This is a genomic window from Rhodococcus sp. WS3, from assembly GCF_003797085.1.
Classification (GTDB): Bacteria; Actinomycetota; Actinomycetes; order Mycobacteriales; family Mycobacteriaceae; genus Rhodococcus_F; species Rhodococcus_F globerula.
This window is the reverse complement of the sequence record NZ_RKMA01000001.1, coordinates 1,050,633-1,077,224: the sequence shown is the minus strand read 5'-3', so window position 1 is coordinate 1,077,224 and position 26,592 is coordinate 1,050,633. Positions and strand designations below refer to the sequence as shown.

At 62.0% G+C, this 26,592-nt stretch carries 29 protein-coding genes; 19 read left to right on the top strand and 10 right to left on the bottom strand.

The annotated features are described in order from the left end of the window. Window positions 1-2 precede the first annotated feature (2 nt). The 4 genes from rpsL (at window position 3) to tuf (ending at window position 4,477) form a co-directional block, all read left to right on the top strand. Window positions 3-377, top strand: a complete 375-nt coding sequence (gene rpsL / locus EEB13_RS04780) for a 30S ribosomal protein S12 (protein ID WP_003941908.1) — start codon at window positions 3-5, stop codon at window positions 375-377. Beyond that, window positions 377-847, top strand: a complete 471-nt coding sequence (gene rpsG, locus EEB13_RS04775; protein WP_003941856.1) for a 30S ribosomal protein S7 — start codon at window positions 377-379, stop codon at window positions 845-847. Before rpsL ends, rpsG begins: the two co-directional genes overlap by 1 nt. Window positions 848-1,051: 204 nt before the next feature. Beyond that, window positions 1,052-3,154 carry an elongation factor G gene (gene fusA, locus EEB13_RS04770; protein ID WP_033236420.1) on the top strand — a complete coding sequence of 701 codons (2,103 nt, stop codon included), beginning with the start codon at window positions 1,052-1,054 and terminating at the stop codon, window positions 3,152-3,154. Between the two features lie 132 nt (window positions 3,155-3,286). After that, the gene (gene tuf, locus EEB13_RS04765; protein WP_033236419.1) at window positions 3,287-4,477 is read left to right on the top strand and encodes an elongation factor Tu; all 1,191 of its coding nucleotides are present in this window, start codon (window positions 3,287-3,289) and stop codon (window positions 4,475-4,477) included. 132 nt (window positions 4,478-4,609) lie between these two features. Here the strand turns inward: tuf and EEB13_RS04760 are convergent, their stop codons facing one another. Genes EEB13_RS04760 through EEB13_RS04740 form a run of 5 tightly spaced genes read right to left on the bottom strand, consistent with a single transcriptional unit; the run spans window position 4,610 to window position 7,126 of the window. Beyond that, the gene (locus EEB13_RS04760; protein WP_141484713.1) at window positions 4,610-5,173 is read right to left on the bottom strand and encodes a hypothetical protein; all 564 of its coding nucleotides are present in this window, start codon (window positions 5,171-5,173) and stop codon (window positions 4,610-4,612) included. Further along, on the bottom strand, window positions 5,170-6,168 hold the full coding sequence (locus tag EEB13_RS04755; RefSeq protein WP_033236417.1) for a DUF6286 domain-containing Asp23/Gls24 family envelope stress response protein: 999 nt from the start codon (window positions 6,166-6,168) through the stop codon (window positions 5,170-5,172). The genes EEB13_RS04760 and EEB13_RS04755 overlap by 4 nt, the downstream gene beginning before the upstream one ends. Next, complete coding sequence (locus EEB13_RS04750; protein ID WP_033236416.1) at window positions 6,155-6,334, bottom strand: hypothetical protein; 180 nt, start codon at window positions 6,332-6,334, stop codon at window positions 6,155-6,157. Before EEB13_RS04750 ends, EEB13_RS04755 begins: the two co-directional genes overlap by 14 nt. A gap of 1 nt (window position 6,335) precedes the next feature. Then, window positions 6,336-6,635, bottom strand: a complete 300-nt coding sequence (locus EEB13_RS04745; protein ID WP_033236492.1) for an Asp23/Gls24 family envelope stress response protein — start codon at window positions 6,633-6,635, stop codon at window positions 6,336-6,338. A 26-nt stretch (window positions 6,636-6,661) separates the two neighbouring features. After that, window positions 6,662-7,126, bottom strand: coding sequence for an Asp23/Gls24 family envelope stress response protein (locus EEB13_RS04740; RefSeq protein ID WP_033236415.1), 465 nt, complete (start codon window positions 7,124-7,126; stop codon window positions 6,662-6,664). Between the two features lie 199 nt (window positions 7,127-7,325). Here EEB13_RS04740 and EEB13_RS04735 point away from each other — a divergent pair, with 199 nt between their 5' ends. Together EEB13_RS04735 and EEB13_RS04730 are read left to right on the top strand one after the other, a co-directional pair. Beyond that, on the top strand, window positions 7,326-8,492 hold the full coding sequence (locus tag EEB13_RS04735; RefSeq protein ID WP_141485538.1) for an NAD(P)/FAD-dependent oxidoreductase: 1,167 nt from the start codon (window positions 7,326-7,328) through the stop codon (window positions 8,490-8,492). A 62-nt stretch (window positions 8,493-8,554) separates the two neighbouring features. Beyond that, on the top strand, window positions 8,555-9,322 hold the full coding sequence (locus tag EEB13_RS04730; protein WP_033236414.1) for a glutamate racemase: 768 nt from the start codon (window positions 8,555-8,557) through the stop codon (window positions 9,320-9,322). A gap of 34 nt (window positions 9,323-9,356) precedes the next feature. Here the strand turns inward: EEB13_RS04730 and EEB13_RS04725 are convergent, their stop codons facing one another. Further along, window positions 9,357-9,722, bottom strand: coding sequence for an SPW repeat protein (locus EEB13_RS04725; protein WP_033236413.1), 366 nt, complete (start codon window positions 9,720-9,722; stop codon window positions 9,357-9,359). A gap of 319 nt (window positions 9,723-10,041) precedes the next feature. Here EEB13_RS04725 and EEB13_RS04720 point away from each other — a divergent pair, with 319 nt between their 5' ends. Both EEB13_RS04720 and EEB13_RS04715 read left to right on the top strand, forming a co-directional pair. Further along, window positions 10,042-10,788, top strand: a complete 747-nt coding sequence (locus EEB13_RS04720; RefSeq protein ID WP_141484712.1) for a DNA alkylation repair protein — start codon at window positions 10,042-10,044, stop codon at window positions 10,786-10,788. 83 nt (window positions 10,789-10,871) lie between these two features. Beyond that, window positions 10,872-12,116, top strand: a complete 1,245-nt coding sequence (locus tag EEB13_RS04715; RefSeq protein WP_141484711.1) for a glycosyltransferase family 87 protein — start codon at window positions 10,872-10,874, stop codon at window positions 12,114-12,116. On the opposite strand, the gene EEB13_RS04710 is transcribed toward EEB13_RS04715, so the two are convergent. Beyond that, the gene (locus tag EEB13_RS04710; protein ID WP_141484710.1) at window positions 12,100-13,155 is read right to left on the bottom strand and encodes a ferredoxin--NADP reductase; all 1,056 of its coding nucleotides are present in this window, start codon (window positions 13,153-13,155) and stop codon (window positions 12,100-12,102) included. The genes EEB13_RS04715 and EEB13_RS04710 overlap by 17 nt on opposite strands. Window positions 13,156-13,517: 362 nt before the next feature. On the opposite strand from EEB13_RS04710, the gene mdo reads away from it, so the two are divergent. From mdo to EEB13_RS04675, 7 genes are all read left to right on the top strand, one after another. Beyond that, window positions 13,518-14,792, top strand: coding sequence for an NDMA-dependent methanol dehydrogenase (gene mdo, locus EEB13_RS04705; protein ID WP_033236488.1), 1,275 nt, complete (start codon window positions 13,518-13,520; stop codon window positions 14,790-14,792). A gap of 86 nt (window positions 14,793-14,878) precedes the next feature. Continuing rightward, entirely contained in the window at window positions 14,879-15,961 is a 1,083-nt protein-coding gene (locus EEB13_RS04700) for a MadB family AAA-type ATPase (RefSeq protein WP_141484709.1), read from the top strand. Further along, complete coding sequence (gene madC / locus EEB13_RS04695) at window positions 15,958-17,475, top strand: MadC family VWA domain-containing protein (protein ID WP_141484708.1); 1,518 nt, start codon at window positions 15,958-15,960, stop codon at window positions 17,473-17,475. Before EEB13_RS04700 ends, madC begins: the two co-directional genes overlap by 4 nt. 41 nt (window positions 17,476-17,516) lie before the next feature. After that, window positions 17,517-17,840: a hypothetical protein gene (locus EEB13_RS04690; RefSeq protein WP_095886681.1), complete on the top strand. Its 324-nt coding sequence runs from the start codon at window positions 17,517-17,519 to the stop codon at window positions 17,838-17,840. A gap of 274 nt (window positions 17,841-18,114) precedes the next feature. Then, window positions 18,115-19,257 carry an iron-containing alcohol dehydrogenase gene (locus EEB13_RS04685; protein WP_202026135.1) on the top strand — a complete coding sequence of 381 codons (1,143 nt, stop codon included), beginning with the start codon at window positions 18,115-18,117 and terminating at the stop codon, window positions 19,255-19,257. Between the two features lie 10 nt (window positions 19,258-19,267). Further along, window positions 19,268-20,653 carry a MadS family sensor histidine kinase gene (locus EEB13_RS04680; RefSeq protein ID WP_257013360.1) on the top strand — a complete coding sequence of 462 codons (1,386 nt, stop codon included), beginning with the start codon at window positions 19,268-19,270 and terminating at the stop codon, window positions 20,651-20,653. Beyond that, entirely contained in the window at window positions 20,653-21,357 is a 705-nt protein-coding gene (locus tag EEB13_RS04675; protein ID WP_261984445.1) for a MadR family response regulator transcription factor, read from the top strand. The genes EEB13_RS04680 and EEB13_RS04675 overlap by 1 nt, the downstream gene beginning before the upstream one ends. Here EEB13_RS04675 and EEB13_RS04670 read toward each other — a convergent pair. Further along, window positions 21,354-21,842 (bottom strand): GbsR/MarR family transcriptional regulator, encoded by a 489-nt coding sequence (locus EEB13_RS04670; protein WP_245006060.1) that lies wholly within the window; start codon window positions 21,840-21,842, stop codon window positions 21,354-21,356. The genes EEB13_RS04675 and EEB13_RS04670 overlap by 4 nt on opposite strands. Before the next feature lie 68 nt (window positions 21,843-21,910). On the opposite strand from EEB13_RS04670, the gene EEB13_RS04665 reads away from it, so the two are divergent. After that, window positions 21,911-22,846 (top strand): ATP-binding cassette domain-containing protein, encoded by a 936-nt coding sequence (locus tag EEB13_RS04665; protein ID WP_141484707.1) that lies wholly within the window; start codon window positions 21,911-21,913, stop codon window positions 22,844-22,846. Then, a complete protein-coding gene (locus EEB13_RS04660; protein WP_141484706.1) occupies window positions 22,843-24,507 on the top strand; it encodes an ABC transporter permease in 1,665 nt (554 codons plus the stop codon). Before EEB13_RS04665 ends, EEB13_RS04660 begins: the two co-directional genes overlap by 4 nt. 8 nt (window positions 24,508-24,515) lie before the next feature. Here EEB13_RS04660 and EEB13_RS04655 read toward each other — a convergent pair whose 3' ends face one another. Continuing rightward, window positions 24,516-24,986: a MaoC/PaaZ C-terminal domain-containing protein gene (locus tag EEB13_RS04655; protein ID WP_141485537.1), complete on the bottom strand. Its 471-nt coding sequence runs from the start codon at window positions 24,984-24,986 to the stop codon at window positions 24,516-24,518. Window positions 24,987-25,059: 73 nt separating this feature from the next. Between EEB13_RS04655 and EEB13_RS04650 the strand changes: the two genes are divergently transcribed. Next, on the top strand, window positions 25,060-25,503 hold the full coding sequence (locus tag EEB13_RS04650; RefSeq protein ID WP_141484705.1) for a DUF6314 family protein: 444 nt from the start codon (window positions 25,060-25,062) through the stop codon (window positions 25,501-25,503). Window positions 25,504-25,544: 41 nt separating this feature from the next. Continuing rightward, window positions 25,545-25,754: a DUF4287 domain-containing protein gene (locus tag EEB13_RS04645; RefSeq protein ID WP_033236403.1), complete on the top strand. Its 210-nt coding sequence runs from the start codon at window positions 25,545-25,547 to the stop codon at window positions 25,752-25,754. 3 nt (window positions 25,755-25,757) lie between these two features. Here EEB13_RS04645 and mftM read toward each other — a convergent pair whose 3' ends face one another. Next, entirely contained in the window at window positions 25,758-26,582 is an 825-nt protein-coding gene (gene mftM, locus EEB13_RS04640) for a mycofactocin oligosaccharide methyltransferase MftM (RefSeq protein WP_141484704.1), read from the bottom strand. Window positions 26,583-26,592: the final 10 nt, after the last annotated feature.

Sequence of the window (26,592 nt, the reverse complement as noted above, 5' to 3'; positions counted from 1 at the left end):
AAATGCCAACCATCAACCAGCTGGTCCGCAAGGGTCGCCGCGACAAGACCGCCAAGGTCAAGACGGCAGCCCTCAAGGGCAGCCCGCAGCGTCGTGGCGTGTGCACTCGCGTGTACACCACCACCCCCAAGAAGCCGAACTCCGCTCTCCGTAAGGTCGCTCGCGTTCGCCTGACGACTTCGGTCGAGGTCACCGCGTACATCCCCGGTGAAGGCCACAACCTTCAGGAGCACTCCATGGTGCTCGTCCGTGGCGGTCGTGTGAAGGACCTCCCGGGTGTCCGTTACAAGATCATCCGCGGCTCCCTCGACACCCAGGGTGTCAAGGGTCGCAAGCAGGCACGCAGCCGCTACGGCGCCAAGAAGGAGAAGAGCTAATGCCACGTAAGGGCCCCGCTCCGAAGCGCCCGCTCATCAACGACCCGGTTTACGGTTCCCCGTTGGTGACGCAGCTCGTCAACAAGATCCTGCTGGACGGCAAGAAGTCCACCGCAGAGCGAATCGTGTACCAGGCTCTCGAGCAGGCACGCGAGAAGACCGGCACCGATCCGGTCGTCACGCTCAAGCGCGCCCTGGACAACGTCAAGCCTGCACTCGAGGTTCGTAGCCGCCGCGTTGGTGGCGCTACCTACCAGGTGCCGGTCGAGGTTCGTCCCGGTCGTTCCACCACGCTGGCACTGCGCTGGCTGGTCACCTTCTCGCGTGCACGTCGTGAGAAGACCATGGTCGAGCGTCTCGCCAACGAGCTCCTCGATGCCAGCAATGGCCTCGGTGCAGCTGTGAAGCGTCGCGAAGACACTCACAAGATGGCCGAAGCCAACAAGGCATTCGCCCACTACCGCTGGTGATGTAAGCGTCGGAGCAACTGCCATCGGGTGGGTGCTCCGACGCTGTCGCCGTTGGCGACCTGATCACATCGGCCGGTTAATTCCGGACAGAGGTGGTCGGGTTGCCGCGGCAGAGACATAATTGAAAGACCATGGCCTTGACGGTGGAACACACCGGATACGGCCGACACCCGAAAAACCAAGCAACGAGCGGGGAAGAAACCTGTGGCACAGGAAGTGCTGACTGACCTGAACAAGGTCCGCAACATCGGCATCATGGCGCACATCGATGCCGGCAAAACCACCACCACCGAGCGCATCCTGTTCTACACCGGTGTCAATTACAAGATCGGTGAGACGCACGACGGTGCGTCGACGACGGACTGGATGGAGCAGGAGAAGGAACGCGGCATCACGATCACGTCTGCCGCCGTGACTTGCTTCTGGAACAACAACCAGATCAACATCATCGATACCCCCGGCCACGTCGACTTCACGGTCGAGGTGGAGCGGTCGCTGCGCGTGCTCGACGGCGCAGTTGCTGTGTTCGACGGTAAAGAGGGTGTCGAGCCGCAGTCCGAGCAGGTGTGGCGTCAGGCTGCCAAGTACGACGTTCCGCGTATCTGCTTCGTCAACAAGATGGACAAGATGGGCGCGGATTTCTACTTCACCGTGCAGACCATCATCGACCGTCTCGGCGCGAAGCCGCTCGTTCTCCAGCTGCCCATCGGCGCTGAGGACGACTTCGACGGCGTCGTCGACCTGGTCGAGATGCGTGCCATCACGTGGCGCGGCGTAGTTCCGACCGGTGCACTGCCGACCATCGAAGAGATCCCCGCGGATCTCGTCGAGAAGGCTGCAGAGTACCGCGAGAAGCTGCTCGAAACCGTTGCCGAGTCCGACGAAGCTCTCATGGAGAAGTACTTCGGCGGCGAAGAGCTCACGGTCGAGGAAATCAAGGGCGCCATCCGCAAGATGACGGTCGCTTCCGAGCTGTACCCGGTTATCTGTGGCTCCGCGTTCAAGAACAAGGGCGTTCAGCCCATGCTCGACGCAGTCATCGACTACCTGCCGAACCCGCTGGATATCGGCGAGGTTGTCGGACACAAGCTCAATGACGAAGAAGTAGAGATCACTCGCAAGCCGAGCAAGGAAGAGCCGTTCTCGGCTCTCGCCTTCAAGATCGCTGCTCACCCGTTCTTCGGCAAGCTGACCTTCGTCCGCGTGTACTCGGGTCGTATCGATCCGGGCGCACAGGTGCTCAACGCAACCAAGGGCAAGAAGGAGCGCATCGGAAAGCTCTTCCAGATGCACGCCAACAAGGAGAACCCGGTAGAAGAGGCCGTAGCCGGCCACATCTACGCGATGATCGGCCTCAAGGACACCACCACCGGTGACACCTTGTGCGATCAGGCGAACCCCATCGTCCTCGAGTCGATGTCGTTCCCCGCACCGGTCATCCAGGTCTCCATCGAGCCCAAGACCAAGTCCGACCAGGAAAAGCTGGGCGTCGCGATCCAGAAGCTCGCCGAAGAGGATCCGACCTTCTCGGTCGAACTCGACGACGAGACCGGTCAGACCGTCATCGGCGGCATGGGCGAGCTCCACCTCGACATCCTCGTCGACCGCATGCGTCGCGAGTTCAAGGTCGAGGCCAACGTCGGCAAGCCGCAGGTGGCGTACCGCGAGACCATCACCAAGACGGTCGAGAAGCACGACTACACCCACAAGAAGCAGACGGGTGGCTCGGGCCAGTTCGCAAAGGTCATCATCGCTCTGGAGCCTTTCGTGGGCGAAGACGGTGCTACCTACGCATTCGAGAACAAGGTCTCCGGCGGACGTATCCCGCGCGAGTACATCCCCTCCGTGGATGCAGGCGCACAGGACGCGATGCAGTACGGTGTTCTCGCCGGCTACCCGCTCGTGAACCTGAAGCTGTCGCTGCTCGATGGTGCTTACCACGACGTCGACTCCTCGGAAATGGCGTTCAAGGTTGCCGGTTCGCAGGCGCTGAAGGAAGCCGCCCGCAAGGCCGGCCCCGTCATTCTCGAACCCCTTATGGCTGTCGAGGTCACAACGCCCGAGGAGTACATGGGCGACGTGATCGGCGATATCAACTCCCGCCGTGGCCAGATTCAGGCCATGGAGGAACGCAGTGGTGCCCGTGTCGTGAAGGCGCTGGTTCCGCTCTCGGAGATGTTCGGTTACATCGGTGACCTGCGGTCCAGGACCCAGGGCCGGGCGAACTTCTCCATGGTGTTCGATTCCTACGCAGAGGTTCCCGCGAACGTCTCGAAGGAAATCATCGCCAAGGCGACGGGCGAGTAAGTAGTAAGTACTGCGAGCTCCCCAGCCCGCGCCGGTAAGTAACCTCGGTTGCTTTCGGCACGAAGCACGACCAAGTAATAACCAACCGCACTGCTGCATACGGCAAGCAATTATCAGTCCAGGAGGACAAAAGTGGCGAAGGCGAAGTTCGAGCGGACGAAGCCGCACGTGAACATCGGCACCATCGGTCACGTCGACCACGGCAAGACCACGACGACGGCGGCCATCACCAAGGTGCTTGCGGATGCTTTCCCCGACCTGAACGAGGCTTCGGCCTTCGATCAGATCGACAAGGCTCCCGAGGAAAAGGCTCGTGGCATCACGATCAACATCTCGCATGTTGAGTACCAGACGGACAAGCGCCACTACGCGCACGTCGATGCACCGGGTCACGCCGACTACATCAAGAACATGATCACCGGCGCGGCTCAGATGGACGGCGCTATCCTCGTCGTTGCAGCCACCGATGGCCCGATGCCCCAGACGCGCGAGCATGTCCTGCTCGCTCGCCAGGTTGGCGTTCCGTACATCCTCGTCGCCCTGAACAAGGCCGACATGGTTGACGACGAAGAGATCCTCGAGCTCGTCGAGATGGAGGTCCGCGAACTGCTGGCCGCTCAGGAATTCGACGAGGACGCCCCGGTCATCCCGATCTCGGCACTCAAGGCACTCGAGGGCGACGAGAAGTGGACCCAGTCCATCCTCGACCTCATGGCTGCAGTCGACGAGTCCATCCCGACTCCGGTTCGTGAGACCGAGAAGCCCTTCCTCATGCCTGTCGAGGATGTCTTCACGATCACCGGCCGTGGCACCGTTGTCACCGGTCGTATCGAGCGTGGCGTTGTCAACGTGAACGAGGAGGTGGAGATCGTCGGCATCAAGGAGACCTCCACCAAGACCACCGTCACGGGCATCGAAATGTTCCGCAAGCTGCTCGACTCGGGCCAGGCCGGCGACAACGTCGGACTGCTCGTTCGTGGCATCAAGCGCGAAGACGTCGAGCGTGGACAGGTTGTCGTCAAGCCGGGCACCACGACTCCCCACACGGAGTTCGAGGGCCAGGCATACATCCTGTCGAAGGACGAGGGCGGCCGCCACACCCCGTTCTTCAACAACTACCGCCCGCAGTTCTACTTCCGTACCACGGACGTTACGGGCGTCGTGACGCTGCCTGAGGGCACCGAGATGGTCATGCCCGGTGACAACACCGAGATGTCCGTCAAGCTCATCCAGCCTGTCGCCATGGACGAGGGCCTGCGCTTCGCAATTCGCGAAGGCGGCCGTACGGTCGGCGCCGGCAAGGTTTCCAAGATCATCAAGTGAGACTCTTGTCTTGCTAGTTGATTCATAGCTCCGCACAGAAAGGCGCTCATTCCCTTCGGGGAGTGAGCGCCTTTCTTGTTGTTGTACTTGATTTCCGATGGTGCGGTTCCGGTCGGGAAACCAGAGCCAGACCTACTGCGCGGCGTCCACTCGATCTAGGTGCAGTAGTACCTGCACCGCAACATCAGAACCGTCGAGGTTGCGGCGCGTTGTCGACGCGATGTCCTCGGCGCGGGTGGTGAAGTCGACGACGTTGATTCCGGGATCGGCGTTGACCACTACGGAGAGTGTCGGGAGCCCACGGTCTACGGTGGCTCGTCCCTTAGCGGCACGGACACCGGGCAAATGTGCGAGTTCAGCTGCAACACCATCGGCGATCGGACCGAGATCAACACTGATTTCGGTGCCGGACTGTGCATGTCGGAGTGTTATTGCTCGGGCGCGGCGCAGCCGAAGATTGAGATACAGCAAGCCGAATCCGGCAACAACGCAGAAGACAAAGGTTCCGGTAAGAACCCAGTGCCACCACGGCTGCTCGGGAATTCCGAGGAGCGTCGGTCGATCCAGCCGTGACACCCACGTCCGGATCAGACGGACGCCGGCATCCCAGGCGATGATGTACGCACCGGCGACGACGAGAGCAATGCCGATGATCAGCACAACGATTCGGTCGAGCGCGGCTATGTAGCGGTTCACGATTCGACCTTCTGCTTTGCTGCGATTTCTCGGGCGAGAACGGTCAGACGGACGGGGCGCTGTAGGACGTCGAGGTGCGGTTGAACTGCTGTTTCGACGGCCGTGATCAGTGCGTCGCGATCCCCGCCGACGGTATCGATATGGACCTTGGCGTGTTTGCGGTCGACGGTGGTGTGGGCGCGTTCGACGCCGGGCACCGTTGCGGCTTGTCCGCTGCACATGCGGGCAATGTCGGTCGGGCGCATCCAGACGGTACCGGCATTCGGGTTCCCTAGTGGCACATGGGTTTTAGCGCGTCGCTTCATCGCCGTCATGATCAGGACGACCCCGGCGACTACCGCTGCGATTGCCGTCGGTAGTAGCCACGTCTGCCAGTGCAATCGTGATGCCCATTCAACGGAGTTCGCGATCCACGGCGCAGATTCGAAGGTGCCGCGATTGATGAACCATTCACGTGAGACCACAAAAGCAAGCGCGAGCAGTCCGAACGCGATCACTACTGCCGATACCGCTGCGGCGGGTGCGGCGGCAGGCGTTCGAGGGGGAGTCCACTGCGAAACCGGTTGCTCGGCAGTGTCTTCGGGAATGCTGATGCCCGGTACGGCGCCCTCTTCGGGGACCGTGGTTGCCGCAATCAGAACGTTCATTTCGTGCAGCGGGTAGCCGGTGAGGGATTCGACACTCGTGGCGACCTCGTTGTGCACGCGACCTGTCAGTTCGACAACAGAGCACGGCCAGTTGACCGCAAGAAAGAGATTGACGGATACGGCGTCGGACCCCATCGCGATGTCTGCCCGCGGCAGTTCCCGTCCGGTCAACTTGCTGAGTCCGCCGGTTTGCCGGACAACTCCGGGGACCGTGATCGCGGCGGCTGTGGCGATTTTCGACATCGCGCGGTCCTTGATGACCAGTACGCCGCGAAGGCCGGGGTCAACGGGGTCCGGTGTTGATGTGCCCGCCGTGGGGGTGGGTGTGGTGGACTCAGCCACGGCCACGGCTTCGGAGGATGGCGCCGAGGTCGAGGTGACCGTCGCGATGCGCGCCGATCGCCATACCGGCTGCTCCGAGTAGGACGGCAAAAAGGAATCCGCTGAACCCGCCCAGGATTCCGGCGAGGGCGAGGAGCAGACCGACCAGCAGGCCGACTGTCGTGCTGTTCACATCAGTTCCTTTCTTCGATGAGGGGTGCGAGCTGATCGTCAGGGTGGCTGACGTCGCCGACGGTGACGGTGATCGGTACGTCGACGACCTGCCCGACCGCGTCGCGGACGTGTTGAGCGACAGTCACGACGTTTGCCGGGTAAGCGACGGATATGTGTACGTTGCAACCGTTTTCGTCGATGACCACGCCGGTGACGCGCTTGCCCGGGAGGTAGGTTCCGACTTCGCCGAACTCGCCGCCGTGCAGTGCGGCGACACCGTGAACCGCCAGCGCGGCGTCGGCGACGGTTTCGGCTGCCATACCGAGATCGATCCGTTCGGGACCGCTCACTGAACTCTCGGCTTCGCTTCCGGTTCGGTGCCCGGGTTCTCGGATTCGCCGAAGAGCATGACGTCGAAGACGGTGATGTTGACTTCGGTGACTTCGAGGCCGGTCATTCTTTCGACGGCCGCGATGACGTTGCGCCTGATTCCGAGCGCCAACTCGTGGAGGGCGACGCCGTATTCGGCGACGATTCCGATGTCGATCGCGGCCTGCTTCTCGCCGACCTCGACGGCCACGCCCTGCGCGTGATTGACGCGTGCACCAGGGATGCGGTCGCGGAGTGCGCCGACAGCGCGTGCGGTACCGCCGCCGACGTCGTACACGCCGTTGATCTCGCGGGTGGCTATGCCGGCGATCTTGGCGACCACGGCGTCCGCAATGATCGTTTTGCCCTGCGTGCTGTGGAGCGCGGCGCCGCCGTCCGCGCCGAACTGGACGCTGCTGCTTCCACTGGAATCGCTGGTCATGCGGTGCTCCCTGCTCGAGTTTCAGTGTGTGCGTCTCACCTGTCATCAACTCTAGTGACAACCGCTGCTTCCCAGCGGGTGCACCACACCTCCGTCCGAATTTGGTATGACAGAGTCTGACGTGAATACGTGACGGCTCTCATAGTGGGCGCCGATAGTGACGCAAGATCAGACGGGTGGGTGTGTGGTGGCACGGATAGTGATCGTGGGCGCAGGTTTGTCGGGGCTACGAGCCGCGGAGGAGCTGCGGCGCGCCGGTTTCGAGGGCGAGATAGTCCTAGCGGGCGGTGAGGCGCATCTGCCGTACGACCGTCCGCCGCTGTCGAAGGAAGTCATCCGCGGAGACAAGGACGAGACGACTCTGCGTCCGGCGGAGTTCTTCACCGAGAACGCGATCGACCTGAAGCTCGGTTCACCAGCACTCTCGGTGGATACCGCATCCAAGACCGTCGCGTTTGCCGACGGTTCGGAGCTGACGTACGACGATCTGATCATCGCCACGGGACTGACCCCAAGGCGCATCGGCGGTCTGCCTGAGCTTTCAGGCGTGCACGTCCTGCGTTCCATCGAGGAAGCACTCGCTCTGCGCGCGGACCTTGCGCCGGGCAAGCGAGCGCTGATCGTCGGTGCCGGCTTCATCGGCTGTGAATTGGCGTCGAGCATGAAGTCGCACGGAGTTGACGTCGTTCTGCTCGAACCGCAACCGACACCGCTTGCATCGGTACTCGGCACGACGGTCGGTGCTCTGGTGGAGCGACTGCACCGAGACGCGGGCATCGACGTCCGGGTTGGCGTCGGGCTCGAGACTCTGTCCGGCGACGGCGTCGTCGACACCGCTGTTCTCGGTGACGGTTCCGAAATTTCCGTCGACGTGGTCGCCATCGGCGTCGGATCATTGCCGGTGACGGATTGGCTTGCAGATTCCGGGATCGAACTGGGCAACGGAGTGCTGTGCGACACGGTGGGCCGGACAAGTGTCGAGAATGTGTGGGCGATCGGTGACGTTGCCGCATGGACGATCGGGGAAGCGCGCAAGCGCGTCGAACACTGGAGCAACGCCGGGGATCAGGCAAAGATTCTTGCCGGGGCGTTGACCGGTACCGGGGACGCGAATGCGCCCGCGCAGGTTCCGTATTTCTGGAGCGATCAATACGACGTGAAGATTCAGGCGCTGGGAACGGTGTCGTCCACTGATCAGGTGCATATCGTCAAGGACGACGGCCGCAAGTTTGTCGCTTACTACGAGCGTGATGGAGTGTTGGCAGCAGTAGTTGGCTGTGGCAGTCCTGCGGCGGTGATGAAGATGCGCGCGAAGATCGCCGCGGGTACTCCGATCGCCGAAGTGCTGGAAGCCGCAGCAGTGTGAGTTGATGGACAGGCGGGCGAGCTGATGCGGCTCGGTCGGGTTCGGGACGCTAGATTTGTTCGGTGATCGTTGCGCTCATCGACTCGGGTCTAGGTTTGCTCCCGACTTCCGCTTGGCTTCGCCGCCTGCGTCCCGAATTGGATCTGGTGTTGTCCTTGGATCCTGACGGCGCACCATGGGGGCCGAAGCCTGCGCCGTGGGTGATCGACCGGGTGCTCGGTGCTGCGGCGCGAAGTCTCGACCGGGGCGCGGAGGTCATCGTGCTGCCATGCAATACGGCGAGTGTGACGGCGCTCGAGCATGTCCGCGAGCTGGTCGGGCCTGGTATTCCCGTAATCGGGACGGTACCGGCAATCAAACCAGCGGCTGCCGTGTGTGAGTCGGTGGCGATCTGGGCTACGGCGGCAACCACGGCCAGCCGCTATCAGGCAGATCTGATCGCGGAATTCGCGGATGGAACCGAGGTAGTCGGCGTCGCGTGCCACGGCCTCGCCGACGCCATCGACCGAGGCGACCGAGCGGGCGCCTTGGCCGCGATCAGCGACGCCGCGGCCCGGACACCAGACGGTGTGCAAGGTGTTGTTCTAGGCTGCACCCATTACCCGTTGTTGCGGGACGAGATTGTTGCCGCGCTGCCCGAAGGAGTCTTGCTCTTCGACAGCGCCGAGGCCGTCGCAAGGCAGACACTGCGCCGTATCGACGCAGCTGAGATGGACACTTCAGTTGGTTCCGGGACGGTCGAGGTGTTCGTGAGCGGACGCCCCGGCAGCCTTCCGTCCAGCGCCGAAGCATTCGACGCCGGACGGTTGTTGGGAGCAATAAGGGCCTGAGTACTCAGTGGGCGGCCACTCCGTGGTCACTGCTCTAATGGGCGGCCACTCCGTGGTCGCCGTGATGCATTCTGGCGGCCATCATCGGCATCGCACTCACTGCCACCACTACGGTGAGGACTCCGACAACCCAGGCTGTCCAGGCTGCGCCTTCGAGGGCGTGGAAGTTCATGACCCAGGGGGAGATGAACATCAGAACGCCGAAGACACCCATCGCGTAGTCGGCGACGGCCATGTCCGGTCGTGCCATGTGAGCCAGGCCGGCGAGTGCAACGAGCACACCCAGGACGATCAGTGACCACATAGCCCGGTCGTTGGTGGTCAACCAGATCGGCGACAGTGCGGCAAAGACACCGAGAACCACGGCTACGGCATCCTGCATTCGATTCCACGACTTCATGGCGAAACCTCCTCGAGCGAAAAGATTCTTTCACTCTCGAGTAGACGCCTTCCTGAGGTCCAGTTCAACTCTCCGACAATTGCATTCGGGTTGCAGTTACCCGCAGGCAGAGCCGGTTTGTATCAAGATTTGTGATCAGAGGTGCGGGCCGCGACCAGGCCGCGCGGGGCGGTGGCTGCGATGTGGCCGGAGAGCGCCATCAGCGTGAGTGTGGTGAAGGCCAGTGCAGTTGTGAGCATGGTTTCAGTGTTGCCGACCAGGCTGTGCCTACCTGGGGCGTTAGATGTGAGGACGCTGTGAGTTGTGAGATCGTGTCGACATGGGTGATCTGAGTGCTCGTGCGGTGGGCGAGGCATTGGCCGACCTGTCCGATCCGAAGGATGCTGTTCACCTTCAGCGGTTCTTCAAGACCGGGCCGGGGGAGTACGGCGAGGGCGACGTCTTCATCGGTGTTCGGGTGCCCAAGACACGGACCGTGGTCAAGCGGTTCGGCGGTCTCGAGTTGAGCGAAGTGCGTGTACTGCTCGACAGCGAAGTTCACGAGTATCGTCTCGCCGGCCTGTTGATTCTGGTGACGCAGTTCGAGAAGTCAAGTAAGCAGCGGTCTTTCGACGACGAAGCCCGACGCACGATCGCCGAGTTCTACCTCGACGCGGTGGAGCGTGGGCGGGTGAACAACTGGGACCTGGTCGATTCGTCGGCCGGTCAGATTCTCGGCGGATGGTTGTTCGATCGGAACCGAAGCTTGGTGTTCGAGCTCTCGGATTCGGGCGACCTGTGGCGTCGGCGCGTGGCGCTGTTGACCACGTACGGCTTCATCACGCAGGGCGACGCGTCGACAACTCTCGAGCTCGCGGCGTCCGTCCTCGACGATCGTCGTGATCTGACGCAGAAAGCGATGGGCTGGATGCTGCGTGAGGTGGGCAAACGCGTCGACCGGGGTTTGTTGACCGGGTTCCTGGAGTTGCATGCGCACGACATGGGTCGTACCGCATTGAGCTATGCGTGTGAGCGCCTCAGTGCGGAGGAGCGGACGCATTTTCGGTCGCTCCGTGCGCCGGTGTGAGACTTTGCCGTAACGGTCTGTGACACGATCGAGAGGTGCAGGCCTCCTCAGCTCGACTAGTTACAGCGACAACCATCGCGTCGATGCTCGCGGCAGCATGCGTGGTGCTGGCATATCTGGTGTACGTCGTGCGAGCCGTCGAACCTGTTGATTTCCTCGTCTATCGCTACGCCGTCGAGAAGTTTGCCAGTGGCGGCGACATCTATGCCGGGAACCTGCTCGGCCCGATGATCGAGCCTGAGGGAATGCCGTTCACCTACACGCCGTTTGCAGTGTTGTTGTTGTGGCCGACAGCGTTTTTCGACTGGTGGACTGCGTACCTTCTGTGGTCGCTTCTGTGCATTCTGCTGGTGGCGTGGACGGTTGCGCGCTTCACTCCGAGGTGGGTTCGCTTGCGGCCGTTGGTGATGGCGGCACTTCTGATCGGGGTGTCGGTGACACCGACGGTCAGCGCGCACATCTCGTTCGGTCAGGTAAATCTGCTGTTGATGGCACTGGTGCTGTTCGACATCACCCGAGATGACAATTCGATTCTCGGCCGGTACTTCCCTCGAGGACTGTTGATCGGCGTTGCGACCGCGATCAAGCTGACTCCGGGGTTGTTCGTCGTCTACTTCGTGGTGACACGGCAATGGCGACTGGCGATCTGGAGTTCGGTGGGTGCGGCCGCTGCCACTGTTGCTGCCGCACTGGTCGATCCGGCGCTGAGCAGAACCTTCTGGACCGAAGTCGTGTGGAGTTTGAGTGGCCGCGTGGATCTTACGGGCGAGGCGATTGCCAGTTCTGGTAACGGCTCGCTGCAGGGCACTCTGGCTGCGCTGGGTTCCTGGACGGATGCGGTGGTGATGCCGTTGATCGTGCTGGTCGGCGCAGCGGCACTGTGGATTGCGAGGCGGATATACCTCGACGGCCGTAGCGTCGACGCGGCACTGGTGATCGGGTTGAGCGCGCCGATTCTGTCGCCGATCAGCTGGATTCATCACTGGGTGTACCTGATCCCGGCGGCGGTCACGATACTGTTCCGGCTGCGTTCGCGTCGTGGTGTCGCGGTTTTTGTTGCAGCTCTGGTGGTGGTCTATTGCGGACCGAGTATGGGACAGCAGTTGATGGACGCGTCGGCGCTGCTCGTGCCGGTCGGAGCGATCTTGCGGGAGGGTTTCATCCTGGTCAGCGCCGCGGCAATTGTTGCTTTGTGGCAGATGCGGCCACGGCCGGACACTGTGTTCGGGGAGAACTCGGCGTTCGGGGAAAACCATTCGGCCCCCGAATCCGAAGGGAATCAGGGGCCGAACAGTATCGAAGAATCCGGTGTCAGAACTCGATCTTGAGGCTGTCGGATACAGGCTTTGCCTGGCATCCGAGAATGTATCCGTTTGCAATGTCCTCGGCGTCGAGGATCTCGGAGTTGTCCATCTGCACTTCGCCTTCGGTGACGGTGCAGGCGCAGGAGCCGCATTCGCCTTCCTGGCAGGAGTACGGCACGTCGAGGCCCTTGGCGAGCATGATGTCGACGAGGGTCTGCTTGCGGGGCCAGACGAGTGTGTGGGTTTCGCCGTCCAGTTCGACCTCGACCGTGGCGGCGTCTGCTGCTTCTTCGTCGGTGACCTCGGCGAGTTCGACGTCCTTGAACGGGTCACCGGCGAGGGAATTGAAGACCTCGGCGTGGACCTGTGTGCGGGGCATGCCGGCTTCGGCGAGTGCGTTGTGCACGGCGTCCATGAAGGGGCCGGGGCCACACATGAAGGCTTCGTAGGCGACAAACGGCTTGGCCAGCGTTGCCAGCTGCGAAACGACCGGGAGTCCCTGGACCGATTCGATCCAGTGGATGACGGTCAGGCGACCGGCGTACTTCGTTGCGAGTTCGCGAAGCTCTGCACCGAAGATGACGGACTTCTCGTCACGGTTGGCGTACACGAGGACAACGTTGCCGCTGCCCTGGGTGAGAGCGGACTTGAGGATCGAGATCACCGGAGTGATGCCGCTGCCCGCGCCGAAGAGCAGGAAATCGTGATCGAGCGACTTGGGGGTGAACACACCGGACGGCGGCAGCACTTCGATGGTGTCGCCGACCTGAACCTTGTCGCACAGCCAATTGGAACCGTAGCCGTCGATGGTTCGCTTGACGGTCACCTTGGGGGCGTCGTCGGTGAACGGTGAACTGGCCAGGGAGTAGCACCGCGCAACGGAACCGGTCTGGTCGCTGGGGATGCGCAGAGTGAGGAACTGCCCGGGCTTGTAGTCGAACTTGCCCTTCAGGTCTGCGGGGATCTCGAAAACCAGCGACCGGGCGTCCGAAGTCTCTTCCACGACTCCGGACACGGTGAGTACCGCCGATCGCGAGCTGTGCGGTACCTCGACTGTCGTCATCGCGAAGCAAGTCCTCTCGTGAAGCTGGGTAATGCGCAGGTCAGTGAAATGCTGCAGGTAGAACATGTTCTAGTTCAATGCTAGCAGTGATGAAAAGCTACTGGGGATCCTAGTCGCGCGGCAAAACGTTCCCGATCAGCGGGAATCAGACCGATCGTGATGGGGGCGCCTGGCGGGCCGGGGCGGTCACAACCTGCCCGAATGGGCGGTTCGGGGGCGGCGTCCGGGCGGTAATCGCAGCGAACTGTGGGTTCGGGCTGTCGGCCGGTCCACAGTGGAGTGCAGATGAGATGCCGATCACAAACAAGCGGCTTTCACTCACTCCCACCGTCACAGTCACGCATTCGCGAGGAGCAAAGAAGATGGCAATCGAGCTCAATCAGATCTGGGACTTCCCGATCAAGGAATTTCATCCGTTCCCCCGCGCACTCATGGGTGTGGGTGCTCACGACATCATCGGCGTCGAAGCCAAGAACCTCGGGTTCAAGCGCACCTTGTTGATGACGACGGGTCTGCGCGGCTCGGGAATCATCGAAGAACTGATCGGCAAGATCGAGTACCAGGGCGTCGAGGTGGTTCTCTACGACAAGGTGGAGTCCAATCCCAAGGACTACAACGTCATGGAGGCCGCGGCGCTCTACCAGAAGGAGAAGTGCGACTCGATCATCTCGATCGGTGGTGGCTCGAGCCACGACGCCGCCAAGGGTGCCCGCGTCGTGATCGCGCACGACGGCCGCAACATCAACGAGTTCGAGGGATTTGCGAAATCCACGAACAAGGAGAACCCACCGCACATCGCCGTTTCCACCACGGCCGGTACGGGTTCCGAGACGTCATGGGCGTACGTCATCACCGACACGTCTGACATGAACAACCCCCACAAGTGGGTGGGCTTCGACGAGGCGACCATCGTGACCCTCGCGGTCGACGACCCGCTGCTCTACTACACCTGCCCTCAGCACTTCACGGCGTACTGCGGCTTCGACGTACTTGCCCACGGCAGCGAGCCTTTCGTGTCTCGCCTAGATTTTGCGCCGTCGCTCGGCAACGCGATCTACTCGGTCGAGTTGGTCGCGAAGAACCTGCGCGAGGCTGTCTTCGAGCCGCGGAACCTCAAGGCCCGCGAGGGAATGATGAACGCGCAGTACATTGCCGGCCAGGCCTTCAACTCCGGCGGACTCGGAATCGTCCACTCGATCTCACATGCGGTGAGCGCTTTCTTCGACAGCCACCACGGTCTGAACAATGCCATCGCGCTGCCTCGGGTGTGGGAGTACAACCTGCCCTCGCGTTACGAGCGTTACGCCCAGTTGGCCGGCGCTCTCGGTGTCGACACCCGCAACCTCACGACGGTGCAGGCCGCCGACGCTGCCGTCGAGGCAGCGATCCGTCTGGCCAAGGATGTCGGTATCCCTGACAACTTCGGTCAGGTGCGCACCGATTCGTACGCGAAGAACCAGATGAACACCAAGAAGTACGAAGGTCGTGGTGATGTCATCAAGGGTGACGAGAAGACTGTGCGCGCCATCTCCGAGCACATTCAGGACGACTGGTGCACCCCGGGCAACCCCCGCGAGGTCACCGTGGAGTCGATGATCCCGGTTGTCGATCACGCGATCAACAAGTCCTACTTCTAACGGGCCTTCGGCCCCGTGCGCCTTTCTGGTAGCCCGCGCTACCGGAAAGGCGCACGAGGGGCTTGCCCCCCATTGAAAGGTGTTCCATGTCCAATCGCACTTTCTCCACCGGCGTCGAAGTGAAAGATGCGCTGCGCGAGCAGGACTACATCGCGGACGACGAGTTTGCGGTGGTAGTTCACCTTGCGACGGCGTTGGGGCGTCCACTCCTGCTCGAAGGACCGGCCGGGGTCGGCAAGACGGAACTCGCGAAATCGCTGGCCGCGATCGGTGGACGAAAGCTCGTGCGATTGCAGTGCTACGAGGGTTTGGATGACAATCGGGCGCTCTACGAATGGGACTACGCAAAGCAACTCCTGCACGTGCAGATGCTCCGTGACCGGATCAGCGATCAGGTGGCCGAGTTCGACAGCGTCGCTGACGCGTCGAAGTTTCTGGCAGATCAGGATTTCGGTTTGTATTCCGAGAATTTTCTGTCGGTCCGGCCATTGCTCGAGGCGATATTGTCACCGGAACCGGTCGTGCTTCTGGTCGATGAAGTGGACCGCACCGAGGAGTCAATGGAGGCGCTTCTCCTGGAAATTCTGGCCGAGCAGCAGATCACGATTCCCGAGGTCGGTACATTCGTGGCCCGGTCGCAGCCCTGGGTCATCTTGACGTCCAACGATACTCGTGAACTCTCGCCGGCGCTCAAGCGTCGGTGCCTGCACTACCATCTCGGCTACCCGACGTCCGAGCGCGAGCGTGAAATCGTCACCGCCCGTGCGCCGGAGGTTGATCAAGCCACCGCCTCCGAAGTAGTCGAACTGGCTCGAATCCTGCGTGACCTTCCGCTGCGCAAGAGCCCGTCGATCTCCGAGGTGATCGATGCGGCAAGGGCGGCAACGGTTCTCGCAGCCAGCGGCCTGGGGGCGTCGTCGGACGCCACGGTGCGCGACATCTTGCTGGCAGCGCTACTCAAGTACTCGTCGGATGTGACGCTCGCGAAGGAACGATTCGACAGGACAGCGCTGGAGTCGCCGTCGCGTAATGGCGGGGAGTCAGTCGAACGTGCCACTGTCGCAAGCAAGCCCGCGAATACGACGACAGCGGTGTTCCGGGGGACCGGCGGGCGGGATTCGCATCAACAAGGGATCCGCGGTGGCAGCGGACTCCGCTCGTCGCGATGACAATACTCAGCGCTGCCGAAAAGCCGTCGTTTGTCCTCGACGTGGTGTCGGCGAGCTTCGGCCGATTGCTGAGGGCGGCCGGAGTATCGGCGTCGCCCGCTGAGGTCATCGAGGTCCGGCGGGTGTTGGCGATGGTCGGGGCATCGGATCGTGATGTCTTGCGTGCCTGCCTGCGGTCGGTGTGCGCCAAGTACTCTCATGAGCAACCGGGCTTCGATCGGGCATTCGACGCGTTGTTCCGTCCGATTCGAGACGGCAAGACGGCAGATCGCATTGCGTCCAGAGCGGAAGTGGCCGACGGTCTGCCGACCGCACTCGGTATCGACGAGGATCAGGAAGTCGGCCGCTACGCGGAGTACAACGAGCGTGCCGCCGAGGTGGGTGACTACTTCGATACTCCGGAGGCGGAGAAGGGATTCAACCCGCACAAGGACGACGACGATGTGTCGATGACGTCAAGTGATGCTGAACTGTCGGTGGATACCGGTTCCGAAACGGGGCGACGGGGGGTCAGCTACACCGTGGACGTGGACAGAGCGTCGTCGGCCGTAGTCGGTGATCTCAGTACGAGTGTTGCTGCCGCTGTGGTGGGTTCGCTGTCCTGGGACGATCCGACGTCTATTCTCGCGTGGTTAGACGCCTACGATCCCAGCAAGGCTTACGCGGACGTTTCCGATGACGGACCGCTGACGCAGGCGCAGTTGAACCGCCTGGTCGAAGCTGTCGAAGCATTTGTTCAGGCGCTCTCCGCCGCTGCCCTGGCGGAGTCCGCTCCCGATGCCCCTGACAGTGAGGCGGCCGCAGGCCCCTCACATAACGACGTCGAACTTGCGTGCCACGAAGTGTTGCGCCGGATGCGAGGCCCCTCGAGACCGCGACCGCGCGAACGCTCCCGTGGGCGTTTGGACATGCGGCGGACGGTACGGTCGAGTTTGCGGACTGACGGCATTCCCTTCCATCTGGTGGTGAAAGCTCCTCGCCCCGATCGGGTTCGGTTGTTGCTGATCGCCGACGTCTCGCTGTCGGTCCGGCCCGTCACCGCATTCACCTTGAGGCTGGCCCAGGCGATGCACCGGCGCGCCGACCGCTGTGAGGTGCTGGCCTTTGTCGATCGACCCGTCGACGTCACGGACACCCTGCTCGCCAGCAGTGGTGACGGCGCTCTGGCAGCGGTCCTGGCGCATCCAGGTCTGGACCTGGAAGCCAGCAGTGATTACGGGCGAGTGCTCACCGAATTGCTGGACGAGCACGGCAACGCCTTGAACTCACGAACGTCCGTCATCATCGTCGGTGACGGGCGGTGCAACGGATTACCTCCGCAGGTGGAGAAGCTCGAGGAACTACGACGCAAGGTTCATCGATTGGCCTGGATCACGCCGGAACCACAGCGATATTGGAACCAGGCGTCGTGTGCGATGCCGGAGTACTCGAAGATCTGTGACGAGGTGGTGGTGGCTCGCGATGCCGCGCAGATGATGGCCAAAGCGGCGGAACTGGGTCACGCACTTCGCTGAGGTGTGAAAAGCAATCCGAGAGTAGTGATGTACTGATATCCATGACGGTGACGAAGGCCGAGAAGTCGGCGCTGCGCTGGAAACCGATACTGCTGCTGACGGTAGTCGGTGCGGTCTGCGGCCTTGTTGCTCTGGGAGTCTTCCAGTGGTGGTGGCAATCGTTGGCATCGCCGCACATCCTCACTGGCGGCGCATACTTCGATCCCGAGCCTGGTTTCACCGGAGCCAGCTTTATGGACCTGTTCCCCGCAGAGCCTGCGCCGTGGTTGTATTCCGGATTGGTCCTCGGACCGACCGTGGTCGGCTTGCTCGCCGGCATCGTGTTCGTGCTGTTCGGCGGGCGGGATCGTCGTCGTCAGGAGTAAGGGCCTCCGTGGACGCGCGGCCGAGGCATAAAGACAGTACCTACCCGATCGGGTAGGTATTCACCTCTCCTTGGGCGGGTGTGTGTCCGTCGATGCCCGCGTAGTCTCGGAACCGGCGCTTGTTAAGTGGATCACAGACTCGGCGCCGGGCGAGAGGAGAGTGGGAGCCGTGTCGGTGGATGTTCCGGATGCCGTTGACGCAGGTGAACGCCGCCGTGACGCAGGTGAACACCGCCATGACGCAGGTGAACGCCGCCGTGGCACCGCTGCCAGATTGGTGAAGTTCCATGCTCCGGAAATTGTGTTCGGCATCGGTTCCCTGGTCGAGGCCGCTCACGCAACTCTCCGATTCGGCGGTTTTCGCCCCTTTCTCGTCACCGACCCCGGCCTGGTCGAATCGGGATGGGTCAGTGAACTCGAGGCGCACTTGGCGGAGCAGGGGCTGCTGCCGACGGTCTGGGCTGGACTGACTCCCAACCCCAAGGACTACGAGATTGCGGCCGGCTTCGAGGTGTACCAGGAGGGCGAGTGCGACGTCATCATCGCGCTCGGCGGTGGGTCTGTCATCGATGCGGCAAAGGGCGTCGCGGTTCTGGCCGCAAACGGCGGAAACATTCTCGACTACGAGGGGGTCGATCAGGCGACCAAGCCGATTCCGCCCCTGGTGATGGTCCCGACCACGTCGGGTACCGGAGCAGATGTTTCCCAGTTCTGCATAGTCACGGACACCGCTCGGGGTACGAAGATCACGATCATCGGACGAGCGTTGGTTCCCGATGTCACCGTCATCGATCCACGGTTGCTCACAACGATGCCCGAGTGGCTCAATGCGGCAACCGGATTGGATGCGTTGACGCACGGTATCGAGGCTTTCGTATCGCTTGCCCACAATCCGCTCACTGATCATCACGCACTCCGAGCGGTCGGCTTGGTCACCGAGAACCTGGTGCGCACAATTCATGAGCCGATGGAAATGGAAGCGCGATCCGTCATGGCTCAGGCGAGTCTCGAAGCCGGTCTTGCCTTCACCAACGCGATTCTTGGCGCGGCTCATGCGATGAGTCATCAAGTCGGAGGCATGCTGGATCTCCCACATGGCGTCATCAACGGGATATTGCTTCCGCACGTCATTCGTTTCAATTCCACGACCGACGCGGCGCCGTTCGTGGCAATTGCTGCGGCGCTGAACCTTCCGGAGCAACGTGGCAGTGCACAAGAAGCCGCGTTGGCGGTGGCGGATCGCGTCGAGCGGCTTGCCCGAGAGGTCGGTGTCCCGAAGGGTTTGGCGGAGTTGGGTGTTCGGGAGCAGGACTTGAGCCGCCTGGCAAGTTTTGCACTGCGTGATGCGTGCATGTCCACCAATCCGCGTGAAGCCACTCAGGAACAGATGGTGGCCTTGTTCCGGAGCGCGCTGTGAATCGGGCGAGATCATGACCGCAGACCTGTCGAGGCTCACCGGATTACGTTCGGGGAAGAGCACTTTCTATCCGCAGTACCGCGGCGCGGCTGAACGACTCGAGCGCGTCGTGCATGCATTGGAGTTGATTTCGCGGGCGCTGGTGAGAACAGTCGACGGCCCGGAGACGTTGGTCTGTGCTGTTGCCGAGGCCGCGCGTGCACATTTGAGTGCGCAGTGGGTGGTCTTTGCGCTCGCCGACGGCACCTTGCCTGACGCGGGGCCGCGACGGTTGGTTCTCGGACCGGACGCGACTCCATTCCTGGTCGACAACGTCGAGGGTCCACCGCTGCCGGACGACGTCGTGGATTGTCTCAACGACATTCGGTGCGGCAGTATCGAATCGAATTCCGTGGTCGATCCGCACTACGCATTTGTGCCGATCGTGCTCGGGGGTGGTGTGGTCGGCGCCTTTGCGGCCTGGACTCCCCAGAATCGCACGCTCGATTCCACCGACGGCGCAGTTCTCAGCATCTTGGCCAGTCAAACGGCTGTTGCGCTGCAGAATTCGGCTCTGTATCAGCGCGGACAACTCTTGTTGTCGCGTGCCGAAGAGGCATTTGCCGAGGCCAATCGAACTGCCGCCGATCTGGCGGTGCGAAACAGTGAGCTGGAATCGACGCAACGTCAACTCGGGGTGGCGCACCGGCACCAGGTCGTCGACGACGAACGCCATCGCATCGCCCGCGAACTCCACGACAGCGTGACCCAGGCGGTGCTGTCAGCGGGTATGCAGATCGAAGTGTGCCGCAGTGACATTCCCGACGCCGAGCGAAGTGAAAGACTGGATCTGGCAAAGGATCTGACGAGGCGGGCCGTGGAGCAACTGCGCTCGGCGATCTACGCGCTCAACCACTCGTCGGATGAAGGCCGGACCTCGCTACCGGAGATGCTCGAGCAACTCAGCGTGGTCCACATGCCCGACGAGTTGGCCGTAAGTCTTCGTGTCGGCGGCACACCGGCCGAGCTTCCCGGTGAAACCGAACATGCATTGCTGCGGATCGCGGGTGAAGCACTCTTCAATGCGGCTGTTCATGCTCACGCCACTCGGGCGGTTCTCCGGTTGACGTATCGCACGGATACCGTCGTCTTGTCCATCTCGGACGACGGTGACGGAGACCCCGCGCGGATGCGATTGATCCTCAAACTTGCGGCGAGCAACGATCTCGACGGGCGGCACAGGGGCTTGGCCAACATGCAGTCCCGGGCACGCGAATTGGGTGGCACGCTCGATGTTCGTCGCGCGAGGATCGGGGGAGTCCAAGTGTTGGTTCGGGTGCCGCTCGCCGACAAGCCTGACAGTGATACTGAGACCGGCGCCGAAGATACCTGTCCCGCAACCGAGATCGAGGAATGATGACCACAGCACGCCCCGTCTCCGCCGGCCCCGTCGGGCACAGAGATCCTGTCCGGCCCACCGAGAGTCGCGTAGTTCGTATCGTGCTCGTCGACGACCACGCGATACTGCGGCAAGGACTGCGGTCGGTGCTCGAGAGGGAAAACGATCTGCGCATTGTCGGCGAGGCATCGTCATTGCCGGAGGCATTGTCGGTTGTCGATCGGGTGAGCCCCGACATCGTCCTCATGGACCTCAAACTCTCGGCGAGTTCGGACTACGAGGGATTGACGCTGTGCTCGCAGTTGTCCGTGGCGCATCCGAAACTCGGATTACTGGTTCTCACCACATTTCTCGACGACCAACTGGTGGTTCGCGCTGTGCACGCCGGGGCGCGTGGATACGTTGTCAAAGACGTCGACACCACCGAACTGGTCCGGGCAATCCGGGCGGTATCTCGCGGCGAGAGTGCATTCGACTCGCGTAGTGCTTCCGCTGTGGTGCGCTCGTTGAACGGCCAGTCCACAACCAAGGACCGGTTGACGGATCGCGAACTCGAGGTCCTGCGGCTGCTCGCAAATGGATTGTCCAACATCAGGATCGGTGAGAGATTATTCATCTCGCCGACGACGGTGAAGTTTCATGTCAGCAATATCATGCGCAAACTCGAGGTGAGTCGGCGTGCCGAGGCAGTCTACGCGGCCAGCAAACAGGGATTGATCTAGACGCGTGTTGCTCGCCAGTCGGCCAGCATCCGCGGCATCTCCGCGGCCATGAAGTCGAAGAAATCGCGAAGGTCGGCCATCCGGTCGCCGCCACGTGTGCCTTCGCCAAGGACGCGAATGCCCTCTGCTGCTACCTCCGATACCTGGTACAGCGCAGACTGTTTGGTGACAAACGCGTCGGCCCACAGGTCTACACTGACGCGGTAGTGCTGACGCCTTGATCCCGGAACGGCGTCGCGTTCGATCAGGCTGACCTGTAGCAGGTATCGCACCGCGCCGGAAATGGCAGCCGCGCTCACGCCGAGCACCTCACCGAGATCGCCGGGAGTCGACGAAGGCTGATTGCTGGTCATCAAAGCCGCCCAGACGCGTGCCGGCATGGGCGGGAAGCCCATGTCGATCAGCACCAGCGAGAGGCGCTCGACCAACTGCCGGCTCTTGTCGGGATGGTCGGGCGGTTCATGTCGGGCGGTCATGTCGGTCATCGGGGAGTGTCCGATCTTTACGTTTTTCTATCTTCACACATTTGTGAAATCAGCGTACGGTCGAATTCATGGGTGCCGCAGTTTCGGTGAAAGACCTGGTCAAGACGTTCGGACCAACCCGAGCGTTGGACGGCTTGGATCTCGAGGTTTCCGAAGGCGAGATTCACGGATTTCTCGGGCCGAACGGTTCAGGCAAGTCGACCACCATTCGGGTACTGCTCGGCCTGCTGCGTTCGGATTCCGGCGAAGCAACGGTCCTCGGCGGCGATCCGTGGCGTGATTCCGTCGCCCTTCATCGGCGTCTGGCATACGTGCCGGGCGAGGTGAATCTGTGGCCGAATTTGACCGGAGGTGAGGCCATCGACCTGCTCGCCGGCCTGCGAGGCGGGATCGATGTGTCCACGCGCGCAGAGTTACTCGATCGTTTCGAACTCGATCCCAGAAAGAAGGCGAGAACATACTCGAAAGGCAATCGGCAGAAAGTGGCACTCGTTGCCGCGTTCGCTTCGGACGTCGAACTCTATGTTCTCGACGAACCGACGTCCGGTCTCGATCCGTTGATGGAGGCGGTTTTCCAGGACTGCGTTCACGAGTTGGCCCATGCCGGGAAGACGGTTTTGCTGTCGAGTCACATTCTGGCAGAGGTGGAAGCGCTGTGCGATCGTGTCAGCATCATTCGTGAAGGGCAAACGGTGGAGTCCGGAACGCTGTCGGAACTGCGGCATCTGACCCGCACATCGGTATCGGTCACGACGCGCACACCGGTCGCCGGACTCGACGCCTTCGAGGGCACGTACGACGTGCTCATCGATGGCGATCACGCGAAGTGTGAGGTCGACAGTGTTCGGCTCGGCGCACTGATGGAACACCTTGTCGGCTTCGGGATCGTGGCGCTGACGTCCACACCGCCAACTCTCGAAGAACTGTTCCTTCGTCATTACGGGGACGAACGAGCGAAGGAGAGTTCGGAGCATCTGCGAGCGGAATCGGGGGCGCGGCCGTGACTGCCACGACCAACCCGGTCGACGTTCACCAAGGTACCCAGTTCACCGGTACATCACGGTTGGTTCGGCTTGCCCTGCGACGCGATCGAATTCAGCTCCCGGTCTGGCTGATTTCGCTGACCGTGTTTCTGATATTTGTCGCTGCCAGCGTGGGTGGACTGTACAGCACTCCGGAGGAATTGCGTTCCGTTGCAGTCGGATCCGCAGTCTCACCAGTGGCGTTGGCCACCAACGGCATCGTGTCGGGATACTCCGAGGGCGCGATTGTTGCCAGCCAGGGCGTTCTGGTGTTTGCGTTGGCAGCGGCATTGATGAGCACGCTGGCGGTGGTGCGCCACACTCGGCAGAACGAGGAGACCGGGCGCGCCGAGATGATCGGTGCGGCGGTTGTCGGTAGGCGTGCGCTACTGACGTCGGCACTTGTCGTCACGATCGGTGCGAATATCGTTCTGGCTCTTGCCAGTGCAATCGGTCTGGTGGCCATCGGGCTTCCGGCGGACGGCTCGCTGGCGCTGGGAGCGGCGATCGGCGGCACCGGTATCGCGTTTGCCGGCGTTGCGGCTGTTGCGGCTCAAATCACGGACGGTGCTCGCACGGCCAACGGTATCGCGGGCGCGGCCATCGGAATTGCGTTCATGCTACGGGCGATCGGCGACGTCGACAGCACCGTGGTCGACGACGGTACCCGCGTGGTCAGTGGGTGGATGTCGTGGCTCTCGCCGATCGGGTGGGCGCAGCAGATACGACCGTACGACGACAACGCCTGGTGGATACTGCTGCTGCTCTTCGGTTTTGCCGTAGTTCACATCGGGATTGCCTTTGTGCTCATCGGTCATCGTGACCAGGGAGCGGGACTGGTCCAGCCGAGGCCGGGGCCACCGGTCGCGGCGCGCTGGTTGCCGTCGGCGTGGGGTCTGGCGTGGCGCATGCAGAGAGTGACGATGTTCTGGTGGCTATTCTCGGTAGTCATTCTCGGATTCTCGTACGGGGCAGTCGGAAACGAGATCGACCAGTTGGTGGGTTCGTCGCAGCAGACTGCTGACCTTTTCGAGCAGCTCGGTGGGGGATCAGCCGCATTGGTCGATTCCTACCTGGCGACCGCGTTGGGTTTCCTGTCGATAGTCATTGCGGCATATGCGGTTCAGAGCATTCTCCGCATGCATGGCGAAGAATCCTCGGGAAGGTTGGAACCGCTGTTGTCCACGGCACTTCCGCGCTGGAAGTGGATGCTTTCGCACGTAAGCACCGTTGTCGGCGGGGTGGTGCTCGCGCACATTCTTGCGGGCGTGTTCACCGGGTTCGCGTTCGGTCTGGTTACCGACGATATCGCGGGCAACACTGTGCGGATGGCAGGCGCGGCGCTGGCCTATCTGCCGGCAGTGCTGGTCGTTCTTGCAGTCGTGGCTTTGGTTTTCGGACTGTTTCCGGCGATTGCGTCGTCGCTGTCCTGGGGTATTTTTGCGGCCTGCATCGTTCTCGGGCAATTCGGCGTGCTGTTCAAGCTGCCCCAAGTAGTCCTGGACCTTTCACCGTTCACTCACGTTCCCACCGCACCCGCCGAAGCCGTGACGGCTTTGCCGCTGGTTGTGTTGACCGCTCTGGCACTAGCTCTCGGTGCGTCGGCGATTGCTGCGTTTGCACGCCGAGACATCCGAATGTAGCGGCTCGGTCACGATGTCGGTCGACAGTGGAGATACGCGTCTGTGACAACCTGGAACATGCGATTACCCTGCGCATCAACCAATTCGGCGGTTGTAGTCACCAGTCCACGCGAGCGCTTGTCGAGTACTACGTCGTCAACGGTGAGCGTGCCGCTCAAGGTGTCGCCGGGACGGAGTGGGCGCAGGAACTGTACGTCGCGCATGGACTTACCGGCAATGACGTTCCATCGGTCGTAAATGCTTGCGACCACAAGTCTCTGACAAATTGCCAAAGTGTGTACTCCGCTGCCGATCAAGCCGCCGAACACGCCGGATTCGGCGGCCTCTTTGTCGGTGTGGAACCACTGAGGGTCCCATTGCGTCGCAAAGTCGACAATTTCCTGCTCCGAGACCGTGTATGAACTCAACTCCATGATCTGGCCGATCCGAAGATCTTCGGCGTAGACGGAGCGATGGTGAAGGGCGGCAGAATCGTTCATGTTCTTCTGGATCTCCTGCGGGTAGGCCTGTACTCGGAACATACGCCACCTACCGAGCCACTAGAATCGGGAGATGGTCAACGACAGGCACCTCGATCCAAACGCACTGGTAGGGGAGTGGAACTTCGAACGAAGGATCGTCGACCGCCGTGCAGAAGTTACAAAACGCGTCACGGGAACAACCACCATCGAAGATGCCGGTGACGGCCGACTGCGCTGGTTCGAAAGCGGGACATTGTTCGACGGCGACCTGGAGTTGCCGGTTTTCCGCACTCTGTTCATCGAGCAGCATGACGGCGAGTGGGCAGTCACCTTCGAGGACGGTCGAGAGTTTCACGACTGGGCGCCGGGAGACGACGTCGAGCATCTGTGCGGCGCAGATACATACCGGGGCCGCATCGACATCGATGTCGAGGAAGCCGCAACAGACTCGCAGGCTGCGTGGTCGGTCGAGTGGACGGTGACCGGGCCGAGCAAGGACTACACGATGACGACGCACCTCGCGAGATCGTCGTAAATGACGCGCGACGCATGCATGGCGGCTGTAGATTCCGGGTCATGACTGAACCGGTGAAAGGCCCAGCGTCGTATTTTCCGTCGATCGAGAAGAAATACGGACGACCGATCAGCGAGTGGCAGGAGCTGATTCGCAGTTCCGACCTGACAAAGCACATGGAACTGGTCACCTGGCTGAAGTCCGAGCACGGGCTGGGGCACGGACATGCCAATGCTCTAGTGGCGCATACCCTGAAGGAAGATGCCGGCTAGCACTTACCGCGCATCGAGTATCAGCCATCCACCGTGATGTTCGAACACCTCGAAAGGCAAGCCGGTCTTCTCGCCAACGGCGCGCAGTGATTCGAGGTCGAAGGTCCGGATGTGCCCGTGGCATGCAGTTGCCTCGTCCTCGAACGGGACGGCGATGACAACACGCTCTCGGGCGATCCGCAGGGCCTGCGCGATCACCTTCTCTCCCACGGCATTGTCGACATGTTCGAGCAGATGAATTGCCGTGACGGTATCCGCACTCTTGTCGGGTGTTGGTACCTCACCGGCGTCGCAGATCAGTGTGTTGATCGTGATACCCAGTTCTGGGGCAACCGCGTCGAGCAGGATCATGGTTCCGGGCAGGATATCCGTCGCAGTGACGTCCATTCCGGCGTCGGCAAGTCGCAACGGCAGGAATCCGAAACACGACCCGAGGTCGAGGACGGAGCCGCGCACGAGTTCGTGTGCTTTCTCGTGGATGGGCGCAAAATCGGCGCTGCCGTCCAGGAGTTCGCGCAGTGAGTTCCGGTAGTAGGTGGTCCATGATTCGAGGGCTCCGTCGACGGTGGAGCGAACCAGTCCCACCATCGTGAGTTCGAATTCGTCCTGCCCGAAGTCGGCGTCCTGGATCGAGGCGGTCACGCCCGCGACGAGCCGTTCGCTGAGGTCGTCCTCAGTCAGGGAATGCCGCACCAGAAGTGTGCCGTCACTGCGATCGAGAGTGAGGGGACCTGACGCCACCCGCTCGACCGTGACGTGGCCGAACGACCATCGCCCGGGTGTCGAGGGCGCAAGTGAATCCATGACCGGTGCGGCGGGTGCTGACATGGTGGGCCTT